General features: G+C 67.6%; 12 protein-coding genes. 5 read left to right on the top strand and 7 right to left on the bottom strand.

Annotated elements, in window-relative coordinates; translation table 11 throughout:
• Positions 1 to 325 precede the first annotated feature (325 nt).
• Complete coding sequence (locus I7X12_RS07730; RefSeq protein WP_198063260.1) at positions 326 to 679, top strand: hypothetical protein; 354 nt, start codon at positions 326 to 328, stop codon at positions 677 to 679.
• 16 nt (positions 680 to 695) lie between these two features.
• Here the strand turns inward: I7X12_RS07730 and I7X12_RS07725 are convergent, their stop codons facing one another.
• The gene (locus I7X12_RS07725; RefSeq protein ID WP_198063259.1) at positions 696 to 1616 is read right to left on the bottom strand and encodes an NAD+ synthase; all 921 of its coding nucleotides are present in this window, start codon (positions 1614 to 1616) and stop codon (positions 696 to 698) included.
• Between the two features lie 209 nt (positions 1617 to 1825).
• Between I7X12_RS07725 and I7X12_RS07720 the strand changes: the two genes are divergently transcribed.
• Positions 1826 to 2230: a hypothetical protein gene (locus tag I7X12_RS07720; RefSeq protein WP_198063258.1), complete on the top strand. Its 405-nt coding sequence runs from the start codon at positions 1826 to 1828 to the stop codon at positions 2228 to 2230.
• 171 nt (positions 2231 to 2401) lie between these two features.
• On the opposite strand, the gene pan2 is transcribed toward I7X12_RS07720, so the two are convergent.
• On the bottom strand, positions 2402 to 3622 hold the full coding sequence (gene pan2 / locus I7X12_RS07715; protein ID WP_198063257.1) for a proteasome-activating nucleotidase Pan2: 1221 nt from the start codon (positions 3620 to 3622) through the stop codon (positions 2402 to 2404).
• A 188-nt stretch (positions 3623 to 3810) separates the two neighbouring features.
• Here pan2 and secF point away from each other — a divergent pair, with 188 nt between their 5' ends.
• Positions 3811 to 4668 carry a protein translocase subunit SecF gene (gene secF, locus I7X12_RS07710; RefSeq protein WP_198063256.1) on the top strand — a complete coding sequence of 286 codons (858 nt, stop codon included), beginning with the start codon at positions 3811 to 3813 and terminating at the stop codon, positions 4666 to 4668.
• Between the two features lie 106 nt (positions 4669 to 4774).
• Positions 4775 to 6367: a preprotein translocase subunit SecD gene (locus tag I7X12_RS07705; protein ID WP_198063255.1), complete on the top strand. Its 1593-nt coding sequence runs from the start codon at positions 4775 to 4777 to the stop codon at positions 6365 to 6367.
• 605 nt (positions 6368 to 6972) lie between these two features.
• Here I7X12_RS07705 and rnhB read toward each other — a convergent pair.
• Entirely contained in the window at positions 6973 to 7731 is a 759-nt protein-coding gene (gene rnhB / locus I7X12_RS07700; RefSeq protein WP_198063254.1) for a ribonuclease HII, read from the bottom strand.
• 189 nt (positions 7732 to 7920) lie between these two features.
• On the bottom strand, positions 7921 to 8442 hold the full coding sequence (locus I7X12_RS07695; RefSeq protein WP_232343106.1) for a DUF7509 family protein: 522 nt from the start codon (positions 8440 to 8442) through the stop codon (positions 7921 to 7923).
• 169 nt (positions 8443 to 8611) lie between these two features.
• On the opposite strand from I7X12_RS07695, the gene I7X12_RS07690 reads away from it, so the two are divergent.
• Positions 8612 to 9016 carry an ArsR/SmtB family transcription factor gene (locus tag I7X12_RS07690; RefSeq protein ID WP_198063253.1) on the top strand — a complete coding sequence of 135 codons (405 nt, stop codon included), beginning with the start codon at positions 8612 to 8614 and terminating at the stop codon, positions 9014 to 9016.
• Between the two features lies 1 nt (position 9017).
• On the opposite strand, the gene I7X12_RS07685 is transcribed toward I7X12_RS07690, so the two are convergent.
• The 3 genes from I7X12_RS07685 to I7X12_RS07675 all read right to left on the bottom strand — a co-directional run bounded on the left by I7X12_RS07685 (position 9018) and on the right by I7X12_RS07675 (position 12610).
• On the bottom strand, positions 9018 to 10034 hold the full coding sequence (locus I7X12_RS07685; protein ID WP_198063252.1) for a GDSL-type esterase/lipase family protein: 1017 nt from the start codon (positions 10032 to 10034) through the stop codon (positions 9018 to 9020).
• Between the two features lie 80 nt (positions 10035 to 10114).
• The gene (locus I7X12_RS07680; RefSeq protein WP_198063251.1) at positions 10115 to 11476 is read right to left on the bottom strand and encodes a tRNA pseudouridine(54/55) synthase Pus10; all 1362 of its coding nucleotides are present in this window, start codon (positions 11474 to 11476) and stop codon (positions 10115 to 10117) included.
• Between the two features lie 180 nt (positions 11477 to 11656).
• Positions 11657 to 12610 carry a hypothetical protein gene (locus I7X12_RS07675; protein WP_198063250.1) on the bottom strand — a complete coding sequence of 318 codons (954 nt, stop codon included), beginning with the start codon at positions 12608 to 12610 and terminating at the stop codon, positions 11657 to 11659.
• Positions 12611 to 12971: the final 361 nt, after the last annotated feature.

Below are 12971 nucleotides of genomic sequence, written 5' to 3'. Positions count from 1 at the left end.
GGCCCACCCTCGCCTGTCGGCGAGAAAGTATTTACCGGTGGGTCCACCCGTCTGTCTCATGACGCCGTCACGCCGTTCGGTCCTCCGGGCGATCGGTGCCGCGGTTCCACTCGCGGTCGCGGGCTGTTCGTCCGATGGGCCGACTGACGAGGGTTCGGAACCGACCGCATCGTCGCAGTCCCCGAGCGGCGACCCACGACGGAACACCGCATCACCGAGCCCGACCCGCACCGTGACGCCAACGGCGACGCCACCGCCGACGGCCGACCGATCGGCGGTTTCGGTGTTACCCGCGTCGGGAGACGGGTGGCGTGGCGTCCGCTCGATGGGCGTCGAAGAGCGACTCCTCGGTGCTGAGTCGGGAGTCGTCAGGGAGTACGAGGACCCCGACGGGACGCGCTTTCGCGTCGTCGCTCTGAAGATGAGTGAGGGGTACGACGCCGCCGACAAGGCCGAGCGCTGGGCCTGCATCGGCTGGGACGTTGCGGTCGCCTCCGAGGACTTCGCGCTCGCCGCCGGGACCGGCACCGAACAGCGGAACTACACGCCGGAGACGCCGCCGCACATGGACCGGACGGCGATCCCCGGCAGCGCCGAGCGCTCCCGGAAGCTGCTCGCCCGGTCACCGCTGCTCTCCGCCGAACGCGTCGACGCCAACGATGTCACCTGCGAGGAGTGAGTCGCCCCGCTCCCGCTCACAGCCCGCTGGCCATCGGCGCGAGGTGCAGCGGGTGCGAGCCGCCCGCCCCGCTCCCGCGGTCGTCGATACCGGGCGTCGGCGGCACCGCGCGCTTGTGCAGCGAGTCGACGTACAGCCGCGCGACCGTCTCGGCGGTCTCGGGGCTCGCGTCGACCTCGTCGAGGGCGTCTTCGACGCGCTCGCTGCGGTCGACGACCCGGCGGAGGACGGGATCGATCTCCGAGTACCGCGCCCCCAGGTCCTCGGCGTCGGTCTGGCCGGCCCACAGGTCCGCGGTCGGCTCCTTCGCGACGATCCGCCGCGGGACGCCCACCTGCTGGGCCAGCGCCTGAACCTCCGTCTTGTAGAGGTCACCCATCGGGAACAGGTCGGCGCCGCCGTCGCCGTACTTCGTGAAATACCCGAGCAGCAGCTCCGAGCGGTTGGCCGTCCCGCAGACCAGGTACGACCGGGCGTTGGCCGCGTAGTACAGCGCGCACATCCGCAGGCGCGCGGTGAGGTTCCCGATCGCCCGCCGTCCTCCGTTCGGCGCGACCTCGGGCGCGACGTGATCCTCGAACAGATCCAGCAGCGGCCGCAGGTCCACCTCGCGGAACTCGATGCCCAGCCCCTCGGCCATCGTCTGGGCCTCCTGGGCGTTGTCCTCGTCGGTGTGTGCCGGCAGCCCGAGCCCCAGTACGCGGTCGCTCCCGAGCGCCTGGACGGCCAGGTGGGCGGTCAGCGTCGAGTCGACGCCGCCGCTCAGTCCGACGACGACCCCTCGCGCGCCCGCACTCGTCACCTCGTCCCTGATGAACGCCACCGCTTCCTCACGGACTGCCGTCAGGTCGTCGTGGTCTGTCAGAAAGCCCGGCCCGTCCGCACGGACCGACGATTCCCCCTTCTCGGCGCCACTAGGTAACGTGTGTTCGGTCATATTCGTACGTCTTCTTTGGTAGAACGTCTCGTATTTAGTCTTATTCCTAAAACAATATGTAATGAGTTGCTTAAAAGCTGATCGGGGGGGTCTGTCAGTGGGGTGGGTGTAGTCCCCGTCCGATCGTCCGCGAGTGGACTGTGCTGCCGTTACCGTGTCAGCGCGGCCGCCGCGAGAAGATCTTTGCCCGACCCCTCGCACTACGGCGCATGGACCGCAAGCGGGCGGCGCTCGCCGTCGTCGTCCTCCTCGGTGTCGCGTACCTGTACGGAGTGACTGCGACGCCGCGGGTCGGGACCGAGAATCCCGACCGCGAGGTCGTCGTCGAAACCCTCCGCGACCGGTCGATATCGGTGACGGTGACCGTCGAGCACGGCTCGGCGGAGCTATCCAGCGTGACACGGACGGTCGCCCCCGACTCGGAGGTGGTGGCCGCACTGCTGGCGACGAACCCGTTCCACATCGGTCGGCCGTCCGTCACGGTGACCGCGAGCACCCCTGGCGGGAGGTCGGCTCCGCTTGAACTCGGCTTCAGTGGCTGTCGCGGCCCCGCGCATTTCACGTACGGACCGGACGGGGAGGTCAGCGCGTCGCCGTACAGCGTCGTCTGTTAGCGGGTCGAGACTGCCGTCGAGGTGACGAGCGTCCGCGCGCCTGCGGCGCGCGGTTCCACGCGGCGAGTGAGCGAAGCGAACGAGCCGCGCCTTTTTCACCCATGTTTTTGGCGGAGGGGTACCCGCAGGGAGCGCAGCGACTGAGGACACCCCTCCGCGAAAAAGATGGTCTCAGTAGAACGCGACGGGCTGTCCCTCGGTCTGGTCGCCCTCTTCGATCTTTTCGAGGGCGTCCTCGAAGTCCCCGGTGCGCACGTCGGTGCGGCCGTCGCGGATGGAGAACATGCCGGCCTCCGTGGCGAGGCTGGCGAGTTCGGCGCCGGAGAAGCCGGCGGTCTCCTCGGCCAGCAACTCGAAGTCGACGTCGTCGGCGAGGCTCATGTCCTGGGTGTGGATCTCGAGGATGCGCTTGCGACCCTCGGCGTCGGGTTCGGGCACCTCGATCAGGCGGTCGAAGCGACCGGGGCGGAGGATAGCCCGGTCGAGCATGTCGAAGCGGTTGGTGGCGGCGATGAGTCGGATCTCTCCGCGGTCCTCGAAGCCGTCCATCTCCGAGAGCAGCTGCATCATCGTGCGCTGGACCTCGGCGTCGCCGGAGGTCTTGGACTCGGTGCGTTTGGCGGCGACGGCGTCGATCTCGTCGATGAAGATGATGGCCGGTTCACGCTCGCTGGCGAGCTCGAACAGATCGCGGACCAGCCGCGAGCCCTCGCCGATGAACTTGCGAACCAGCTCGGAGCCGGCCATCTTGATGAAGGTGGCGTCGGTCTCGTTGGCGACCGCGCGGGCGAGCATGGTTTTGCCGGTGCCGGGCGGGCCGTGCAGCAGGACGCCGCTGGGCGGCTCGATACCGATCTCGTCGAACTGCTCGGCGTTGATCAGCGGCTCCTCGACGGCCTCGCGGACCTCCTGGATCTGTGCCTCGAGGCCGCCGATGTCGTCGTAGGTGACCGTCGGCGACTCGTCGACTTCCATGGCCTGGGCGCGGGCGTCGGTCTCGCTCTCGAGCTGGGACTGGATAGAGAAGGAGTCGTTGATGGCGACGCGGTCGCCGGCTTCGAGGCCCTCGCGCAACTGCGTGGGCAGCTCGGTGAGTACCTCCTGATTGTTGCCGTGCTGCTTGACGACGACGTCGTCGTCGATGATCTCCTCGGCGGTGGCGACGTACAGCGAGGAGGTCTTGAGCGTCTCGTTCTCGCGCTCGAGCTGGTCGACCTCGTCGGTGAGCTCCTCGCGACGGTCGCGCGCGGAGTCGAGTTGGGCTTCGAGTTCGCGGTTCACTTCGACGAGCTGTTCGTGGTGGTCTGTGAGCGCACCCAGCCGTTCCGACGGCGTCATGTCGGGGTCGAGTTCCAGCCGGGGTCGCTCGGGGAGCGAGGGACTGCGGGACATCGGGTTAGTGGGTGGTAACGAGCGAAAGAAAAAGTGCCTTTGGGTGTGTCGACCGGGCCGATCCGCGTTCCATCCCGCGGTCGCTGGCGGGTCACGCGAACCCTCCGGGGTGAGGAGGGCCCGTGGTTCGGTCCGGGACGCCGGCGTAATGGAGAAGGCTTATCGGCAGGGGTCGCACACCGACGGGCATGGTCGAGTTCGTAGTACCGGAACCCGATTACGACCGGTACTCTAATCGTCAGCTCGCGGCCGTCCCGCTGGCCGTGCTGGCGCTCGCGTTGTTGGTCCTCGCGGGGTGGACCCTGATGACCGGGACACCGGTCACACCGGGGATCGAGTTCACCGGAGGGACCGAGATACAGGTAGCGACCGACGCCTCTCAGTCCGAGGTTCGAGGGAGTCTCGACTTCGAGATCGATTCGGTCCAGCCGATCGCCGGCTCGAACGAGTTCATCGTCACGACCCAGGCGACCGACTCCGACGCCATCAGCTCGGCGGCCCGTTCGGCGGGCTACGAGGTCGTCTCCGTCCAGTCGCGGTCGGCGAGCTTCGGCGCCGACGCCCAGCGCCTCGCGCTGATCGGCATCGGCGTCGCCTTCGTCGGCATGAGCCTGCTCATCTTCGCGCTGTTCCGGACGTTCGTCCCCTCCATCGCGGTCGTCGCCTCCGCGTTCTCGGACATCATTATCCCGCTCGCGCTGATGAACGTCTTCGGGATCAAGCTCTCGCTGGGCTCGGTCGCGGCGCTGTTGATGCTGATCGGGTACTCCGTCGACTCGGACATCCTGCTGAACAACCACATCCTCCGTCGGCGCGGGGGCTTCTACGAGAGCACCTACCGCGCGATGCGGACCGGTGTGACGATGACCGTCACCTCCATCGCGGCGATGATCGTCATGTGGATCGTTTCTTCGCTGTTCCAGATCCCGCTGTTGCCCGACCTGGCCATCGTACTCGTGTTCGGCCTCGTCGCTGACCTCATGAACACCTACATGTTGAACCTGAGCCTGCTTCGCTGGTACAAGTACGAGGGGGTGGCCCGATGAACGCCGTCGAAACGGAGCTTCGACGAGGTTCGTCTCGCGGTGCTCGCCTCACCACCGTCACACGCAGAGCGCGTGACGAGCTCACGCGAGTCCAGGGGGGATTCGCGTGAACCTCCGCGAGAACTGGCGGATCGTCATGCTGGTCGTGTTCGTCCTCGCGTCGACGTTCGCGCTGTTCGGGCCCGCGGCCGCGCCCGACGCGGGCGCGAACAACAGTTCCACTTACAGTTCGTCGGACGGGCCGACGAACCTCCAGTTCGGGCTGGAACTGGCCGGCGGGTCGCGAATCCGCGCTCCGCTCGTCGGAACGACCGCCGAGGACCTCGACGTCGGGCAGGGCCAGCGGGCGGCCATCCGACAGACCGTCGGCGACCAGCTGAACGTCTCGACCGGGGACGTGTCCGTCGTGTTGAACACCGGGAACGGCGACGCCGTCGAGGTACTCACCGAGAACGTCGACGAACAACGGTTCCGCGCGGCCCTCTCGGAAGCGGGCCTCGACGGTGAGACGGCGACGATCCGCCGCGGCGTGACCGAACAGACCCGCCAGCAGACCGTCGAGACGATCACCGCGAAGATCAACCGCGGCGGCCTGAGCGGCGGGCAGGTGGCGACCCAGCGCTCCGCGACCGGCGGGAACTACGTGGTCGTCGACGTGCCTAACGCCAACACCACCGAGGTGCTCAACCTCATCGGCGACGAGGGGGAGGTCACCATCGTCGCCACCCGCCCCGTCGAGACCGGCAACGACACCGTCTACCGCAACCAGACGGTGCTGACGAACCGCCAGCTGGAGGACTCCCAGATCGGCATCGCACAGACCAACGACGCCGGCCAGCCCTACGTCCCCATCACGCTGACCGAGGACGCCGCGCGGAACTACTCCCGGGATCTGGTCGACCTGGGCTTCACCTCCAGCGAGGCGACCGGAGCACAGAGATGTCGATACCGGCAGAGCCCGGAGGACCCCGGGTACTGTCTGTACACCACCGTCGACGGCGAAATCGTCTACGCGGCCGGCCTCGACCCGGGTCTCGCCGAGGACATCGAGTCCGGCGAGTTCGAGACGGCGCCGTCGTTCATCATGGAGACGGGGTCGACCGACGAGGCCCAGCGCCTGCAGGTCAACCTCCGGGCCGGCGCGCTGCCGACGCGGCTGGCCGTCGAGAACGGGACGGTCCTGTTCCTCCAGCAGAGCCTCGGTGACCGCTTCAAGTGGCAGGCGCTGCTGACGGGCCTGATCGCCTGGCTCGCGGTCAGCGGATCGGTCTTCCTGCGCTACCGGAACCCCCGCGTCGCACTCCCGATGCTGGCGACCGCCGCCGCCGAGGTGTACCTGCTACTCGGGTTCGCCGCGGCCATCGGCTTACCACTGAACCTCTCGTACATCGCCGGGTTCATCGCCGTCATCGGGACCGGGGTCGACGACCTGCTGATCATCGCCGACGAGATCCTGAACGAGGGCGAGATCGCCACCGGCAGGGTGTTCCAGAGCCGCTTCCGCAAGGCGTTCTGGGTCATCGGCGCCGCCGCGGTGACGACGATCATCGCCATGAGCCCGCTCGCCTTCCTCTCGCTCGGGGACCTGCAGGGCTTCGCCATCGTCACCATCGTCGGCGTCCTCATCGGCGTGCTCGTCACGCGACCGGCCTACGGTGACGTGCTGCGCAACCTGATGCTCGACCAGCAGAGCGACTGACCGGCCTCCGTCTTTTTCGCCGTCCTCGCTCGGTTCGACGTGTGAGTGTATCAGTTGTTTCTGCTCGACTCGTCGTGGAAGAAACAGAGACGACAGCGACCGAACTCGACGGTGAGCGCTGAAAGCCCTCGCCGCGCTCGCGGTCGCTGAGGCGGGATATCCGCTCTCTCCGCACGGCCCGCGCGGATAGTGCCCGCTCAGGCGACTACACAAGCGCGAGCGCGCCTCGCCCGTTCAGTCCGCCAGGGACGGCACCGCGACCGCAACGGCAACCGCACCGCACAGCGACCGCAGACGGCCACGAGCCTCCCCAGCCTCTTGCGATGCTCGCAGGCTGCGCTTCTCATCCCTCGCGCGGCTATTTCGAGCGGCCCGCCAAGAGGCGGGCACGCTCGACAGCACGCGCCAACCGCACAGCACGGCGACCGCACCGCTACCTCCAAGTGTAACACCCACCATTCGTACTGAGCGTCCGCGCGAGCGGAGCGAGCGCGGTTCTACCGCGAGCGCCGACGGCGCTCGCGGCTTTTTCACCCATGTTTTTGCCGGAGGGGTGCCCGCAGCGAACGCAGTGAGCGAGGACACCCCTCCGGGAAAAAGATGGTCTAGAAGTCGTCGAGCGTCGTCCGTCGGAGCCCGCTGCCGTCGGATCGGACCTCCGTTTCGTCCCCTGCGTCCGCCATCGCGCGACCGCCGTCGGGTTCGAACTCCCCGAGCGACGACTGGGACTGTGCGGCGAGCACGTCCGTGCAGGTCTGCCAGGACGCACGGGCGCAGTCCGGGAGGTCCTCGTGGTCGGCGACGTACCCCTCCAGGAACTCCCTCGTCGTGTCGTCGCCGGGGTAGCCGCTGCCAACGTCGCCGTACTCCTCGGCCAGCCGTTCGACGTGTGCGTCGCGTGCGACCTTCGCGACGATGCTGGCGGCGCCGACCACGGCGTACGTCTCGTCGGCGCCGTGTTCGGCGCGGGCGTCGATAGCGGCCCCGGCGGCGTCTTCGACCCGGCGCTCGAACCGGACGGCGTTGGTGTCGCCGGCGTCGACGTAGCCCTCCATGGGGTCGTCGTCGGTCGGCGTCCCGTCGACGGTGTCGGCCAGCGCGTCGATGGCCTCGGCGTGGGCGGCGACGGTCAGCGAGTTCATGTCGGTCTCCTCGTCGTCGATGCGTTCGACGGTGACCTCGGCGACGCCGACGCTCCCGACCTCGCGGATGGTCGCGTCGAGTTCCGCCCGGCGTTCGGGGGCGATCCCCTTCGAGTCGCCGACGTCGTCGGGCAAGTCGGCCGGGTCCACGGCGACCGCCGCCGCGAACATCGAGCCCAACACCGGCCCCTTGCCGGCCTCGTCGACGCCGAACTCGTGCATGGCGACGGCTTGTGCCTTCTCGTATTTAAACCGTCGCGGTCGGGACGCCGTTCGTCTGACGCGCGTCTGCCGTCTCGGGGTCGCTGACGGCCGATATAGGGGATCGGGACCGGCGAGGGGGGGACAGACGGGGTCGTCGAGCCGAAAACGCGGAGCAGGCGCGTCCGTCCGCGGTCGAAAACCATTCAGTTACTTCGGTTCGAGATCGCCGAACTGTTCGCGAGTCATTATCTCGACGACGAAGTTCCGTATCTCGTCGATCAGGTCGGTCTCGTCGTCGTAGGGAGTAATCCGGGCGTTCCACCGAGTCGTGACACCCCCCAACATCGCCGAGGAGATGCCCGCTTCGTGAGCTAGGAGAGTCCGATCCGCTCCATCTGGATATCGATCTTCCAGTACCGAACCGATCTCCATCCCGACGCCGAGGTTGTCGCCCAATTGCGGAACGATGAACACAACCGCGTTACTCGCCCGAGCGAGTTTGATGCTCTGTGTCGCCGCGTTCATCTCCTCCAAGGGGACGTTTGCGTCGATCGCGAGAAACGCATTGATGCCTGGGTCCGCTCTGAGACTCCCCTGAACTCGGCGGAGTCGTCGCTGCATCTCGTCTATCGCCTTCGAATCGGCCTGGGCCGAAGGGAGCGACACTGACTCCGGATCGGTCTCGTCTGGAAGGAGGTCAGTTACTTCGAACGTCGTGTACGGTCCCATCAGGTAGACGAGAAATCCCTCGTATCGCACCGCACCCAGTTCAGCGATCAACCGGTCTCGCATACAGGGTGGACTGTCCGGTAGTATATAAAAACACGAGATAGTCAACATCACTCGACTCAACAACCGTTAAATTGTACCAAGTCGAACAGAGAACTAGAAGCCTTCGATGTCACAGAGAATCGACGATACGACCGACGGTGGACCGGACGATCCCGAGGATCTGCTCCCCGACCACAGTATCCTCTCGTTCGAGGAGTACATGGCGATGCAGCGTGCGATCGGGAACGGTACCAGGTTCAAGATCCTCTACCGGCTGAAACGCGACGGGCCGATGAGCGCCAAGGAACTCACCGAGAGCCTGGGGATCGACGGCAACAGTCTCCACTACCACCTGAACGAACTGGTTGATGTCGGTGTCGTCGAGAACCGGAAGGAGAACACGCCGGACAGGGACGGCCTGTACTCCTACTACCGGGCAACGGCCATCGGTGAGGGGCTCCTCGAACACGGGGTCGAAGCGCTGATGCGCCGCGAGCAGGTCTTCCGGGACGCCTACGTCCGCGACGAGTAAGTTACGCGACTCGTTCGTCGAGCTTCCGGGCCAGATTCCGCCCGATCTCCTCCATCCCCGCGTCGCCGGGGTGGAGGAGATCGGCGCTGTAGCCGGAGACGTCCGTCAGTTCGCGGCCTTCGATCACGGCGATGTCGGGGTGGTCGGCCTCGGCGACGATCCCCCGGAGCGTCTCGCGGTAGGCCTCGGCGCGCTCGGCGTCGCCGCCTTCGATCACGTCGGGGTAGTAGGGAAACAGCGTGATACAGGCGATCGGTTCGTCGGGATGGGCCGCGGCGATGGTCTCGACGAACGCCCGGGCTTTCCGCTCGAACTCGTCGACGGGGAACTCCTGGTTGGCCATGTTGATCGACAGCGCGAGCGTGGCCACGTCCCAGTCGTCGCGCTCGGCGATGTACTCGCCCATCGGGGCGTCGGCGTAGGCCGACCCCGAGGTTCCGAAGTTCAGGGCGTCCCACCCCAGCGCGCGGGCGGTCCGCGAGACGTAGTTCAGGTGCGTCGCCGACGAGGCGGCGCCCTCCGTGATCGAGGTCCCGTAGGCGAGATAGCGCGTCTCCGGCAGTTCCTCGTCGGCGGGTGGCCGGCAGTCGCCGGTCACGTCGTGGACGGCGACGGCGGGCGTGCGCTCGAACAGGACGCGACAGACCCGGGGGTCGAACCGGCCGTCGACCTCCGCGTCGAGCTTGCGTAGTCGATCGGGGACCGCGAGCGAGAGCGTCGTCGGCTCCGGCCCGATGTCGGTGGGGTTCCACGGCTGGAAGTCGCCCCAGAACACGCGGACCTGGCCCGGCTCCTCGGCCGAGAGGGTGACCTCGACCTCGGCGTCGTCGGTCCCGGGGACGAAGCGGAGTTCGCTCCCGCTCGGTTCGCGGACGCGACCGTCGGCCATCTCGTTCAGCTGCGCGGCCACGTCGGCCGGGAGTCGGTGCAGGCGGTCGCCGTCCTCGTCCCACTCGGCGGGCACAGTCTCGGAGACGTTGTGCAGCGACACCGAAGGGTACTCGTCGATCGTCGGCATTCGCACTCACTACTCGCACCCTCGTCCTTTGCTTCGTCGGTGTCGGCGGCCCGGGGCTGTACGGCCCCGTCTCGGGTCGGTCAGTCGCCGTCCGCGTCAGTCGGCTCGGCCTCGGTCCCGCTCTCGTCGGCCGCCTCGGGCGGCTCGTCGCGGAAGAACTCCTCGCGCGCGAACGGCTCGTCCTCGCCCTGCACGTCGAGCACGTCTAACGCCGTCACCACGCTCTCGACGCCGAGCAGACCGGCGAGGCTCGGCTTCGTTCGTCCCTCGTCGCTGGAGACGAGCTCCTTGACGTAGAGGCCGCCCTCGCCGTGGAGTTCGACGGTCGCCGTCCGCTCGTCGTCCAGTTCGCCCTCGATATCGTACACCTCGCGGGTCCGTTCGATGTCCGCACGTCGGTGGTCGACGCGCTGTGGCGTGCGCTGTTCGATCGTCGCACCGTCGAGTTCGTCCAGCGCGGCCTCGAAGTCCGCGGCGTCGACGGGCTCGTCGAACTCGATGGCCATCCGGTAGGTCTTGCTCGCGTCGAGTTCCTTGACGCGCTCGACCATCTCGTAGGTGGCCTGCCGGAGGTCGAGTACCTCCACCTTGCCGTCGGCGAACTCGTTTATCTCCGGCTGTAGCGCCGCGGCGTCGACGGTCCGCTCGCGTGGCTCGTCGATCTCGACGACGAACGGACGCCCGCCTTCGAGCATCAGCGCGTCCACGTCCTCGCGGCCGGCGCCGTGGAAGGTGGCCGACTCGCCGTCCATCGCATCCTGGACCACGGGGGCGCTGAGTTGCTCGACGCTCTCGTCGTAGCGATACCCCGACCCGTCACAGCCCTCGCAGATCTCCCCGCGGTTCAGGCCGGTGCCGTTGCAGTCGCTGCAGGGCCACTTCGTCTGTGGGATGTCCCGTTCGAGCTTGCGATACCGGCCGTAGACGAACGCGGAGTTGACCTGCGTGTCGACGGTGTCGTCGCCGAGGTTCAGGGTCACCTGGACGTCCGGCCGCTGGAACTCCACTTCGCTGTCGGTCTCGCGGCCGAACCGTTTCCCCACTTCGCGGTTGAGTTCGGTCTTGAGCGCCTCGCCGGCGTCGTCGTCGAGGCCCAGATCCGCACGGAGCAGGGCGTCGTTCTCCTCGAAGAGTGGGGGGACGCGGGTCCCCACCTGGAAGGTCTCGAAGTCGTAGTCGGAGACGGCGTAGGCGGCACGTTCGGCCCACTCCTGGGCCCGCTCCTCGGTGGACTCGCCCTCGCAGACCCAGCAGGGCTCGTCGGCTTCGAGGTCGGCGACTGGACGGTCGTCGGCGAGCGCGACGGCGACGCGGAGACTGCGGCCCCGTTCGCGGTTGGTGAGGCCGAAGCTCCGCTCGGCGACGAGCCGGCCGAGACAGGGGTCACAGAGCGGCCCCGTCTCGACGGCCCGCCGGGCCAGATCGAGGACGTCGTCGGTCATGGCAGTGCGTGGGCGACGGGCGCGTAATTCCCTTTCGACACGGGGCGGCGCGTCACCGGGCGCTCGTCAGCCGAGACCGGTCCGGACCGAGGGCGGCGACCGACCTCCCTCTCGATCCGTCCGTCGGGTCCCGGTCCGTCGCTCGTCTCGCGGTCGATGCGACCGCTTCCTCCGCTCGGTCTAGGGCGTCTGCTCGCTCTCGGTCGGGGTGAAGATCGGCGTCCCAGCGGGGGTCGCCGTCTCGATCGACAGCCGCTCGGTCTCGATCGATTCGATGGTCGCGCTCTCGACCGTGACGTTCTGGACGACTTCGATCGTGAGGTTCCCGCTGTCGTCGGGCATCTCGGTCGGCGTTTCGGTCGCCGTCTCCGTCGCGGTCGCCGTCTCCGTCGCGGTCGCCGTTCCGGCCGGCGTGTCCGTCGGCGCCGCCGTGGCGGGCGCTTCGCTGGTCGCGAGCGTCCCCACGTCCATCTCCTCGATCTTGAGGTCGGCGACGGAGACGTTCCCCACCACGAGGAACGTGTTCCCGTCGTCCGCCTCGCCCCCGTCGTCGAGCGTCGGCTCGTCGTCGGTGGGCGTCGCGGTCCCGTCGTCCGTGGCCGTCGCGGTCTCCTCGCCGCCGTCGGTGGACGTGGCGGTCTCGTTGGCCCCGTCGTCGCCGTCGCCACCGAACAGCCCTCGGATGAAGTCGACGATCCCGCCGATGATACCGCCGCCCTCACGCTCGTCGACGTCGAGCTGTTCGATCGTCACGTTGTCGACGTTCATCCGCTCGATCGTCGCGTTGGACACCGCTCCGGTCTGCGTGGCGTTGGGGTTGTTGGTCATGACCCCGGCAGCGCTGATCCCGAGTCCCTCGGCCGAAGCGTTCTCCAGCGAGAGTTCCTCGAAGGAGACGTTCCGCAACACGACCACGTCGTTCTCGATACCGAGCGTCTGGTTGACGTCGTCGATACCGCTCTGATTCTCCACGGTGAGCCGGTCGATACGCAGTTGCGCGATCGTGACGTTGTCTATCGTCGCGTTGTCGAGCGTCAGCTCGTCAACCTGCGCGTTCGCGACGGTGACCGGCGATGTCGACTCCGCTGTCGTCGGGCTCGCGCCAGTGTCGCCGCCGACGACGAGTACCGTCATCGGGAGCGATACGGCGATAGCGGTCGCTATCAGTACGGCTGTGGCTTTCTGTCTCATCCCGATCGAACGTGGTTCTCCAGTGACGATAAAGGGGGAGAGCCGTTTCCGGGACAAACGCGACCGTACTCGTCCCGTCGCGTCGCTAGGACTGGCCTGTCGAGGAGTCGAGTCACGGTACTCCCGGCGACGGGGCGGCCCGTGTCGCTAACAGGACCTTTCCGCTGCGGTCGTTCGAGCCCACCCCTCACCCATCGGAGCACCCGTCTGTCCGTTCGTCTGAAAGGTCGCCTTACGGCCGTCGCGGGGACGTTCGTTCAGTCCGCGAGTTCGGTCGATTCGTCGGCCGAAACGCGCGCCGGGG

Source organism: Halosimplex litoreum (assembly GCF_016065055.1).
In the GTDB taxonomy this organism is placed as follows: domain Archaea; phylum Halobacteriota; class Halobacteria; order Halobacteriales; family Haloarculaceae; genus Halosimplex; species Halosimplex litoreum.
This window is presented reverse-complemented; position numbering and strand designations above follow the sequence as displayed.

What these genes read in the sequence shown, in the direction of transcription:
- I7X12_RS07730 (WP_198063260.1), top strand. Translation starts at nt 326, where the DNA reads ATGGGCGTCGAAGAGCGACTCCTCGGTGCTGAGTCGGGAGTCGTCAGG.
- I7X12_RS07725 (WP_198063259.1), bottom strand. Translation starts at nt 1,616, where the DNA reads ATGACCGAACACACGTTACCTAGTGGCGCCGAGAAGGGGGAATCGTCG.
- I7X12_RS07720 (WP_198063258.1), top strand. Translation starts at nt 1,826, where the DNA reads ATGGACCGCAAGCGGGCGGCGCTCGCCGTCGTCGTCCTCCTCGGTGTC.
- pan2 (WP_198063257.1), bottom strand. Translation starts at nt 3,622, where the DNA reads ATGTCCCGCAGTCCCTCGCTCCCCGAGCGACCCCGGCTGGAACTCGAC.
- secF (WP_198063256.1), top strand. Translation starts at nt 3,811, where the DNA reads ATGGTCGAGTTCGTAGTACCGGAACCCGATTACGACCGGTACTCTAAT.
- rnhB (WP_198063254.1), bottom strand. Translation starts at nt 7,731, where the DNA reads ATGCACGAGTTCGGCGTCGACGAGGCCGGCAAGGGGCCGGTGTTGGGC.
- I7X12_RS07695 (WP_232343106.1), bottom strand. Translation starts at nt 8,442, where the DNA reads ATGGGACCGTACACGACGTTCGAAGTAACTGACCTCCTTCCAGACGAG.
- I7X12_RS07690 (WP_198063253.1), top strand. Translation starts at nt 8,612, where the DNA reads ATGTCACAGAGAATCGACGATACGACCGACGGTGGACCGGACGATCCC.
- I7X12_RS07685 (WP_198063252.1), bottom strand. Translation starts at nt 10,034, where the DNA reads ATGCCGACGATCGACGAGTACCCTTCGGTGTCGCTGCACAACGTCTCC.
- I7X12_RS07680 (WP_198063251.1), bottom strand. Translation starts at nt 11,476, where the DNA reads ATGACCGACGACGTCCTCGATCTGGCCCGGCGGGCCGTCGAGACGGGG.
- I7X12_RS07675 (WP_198063250.1), bottom strand. Translation starts at nt 12,610, where the DNA reads ATGACGGTACTCGTCGTCGGCGGCGACACTGGCGCGAGCCCGACGACA.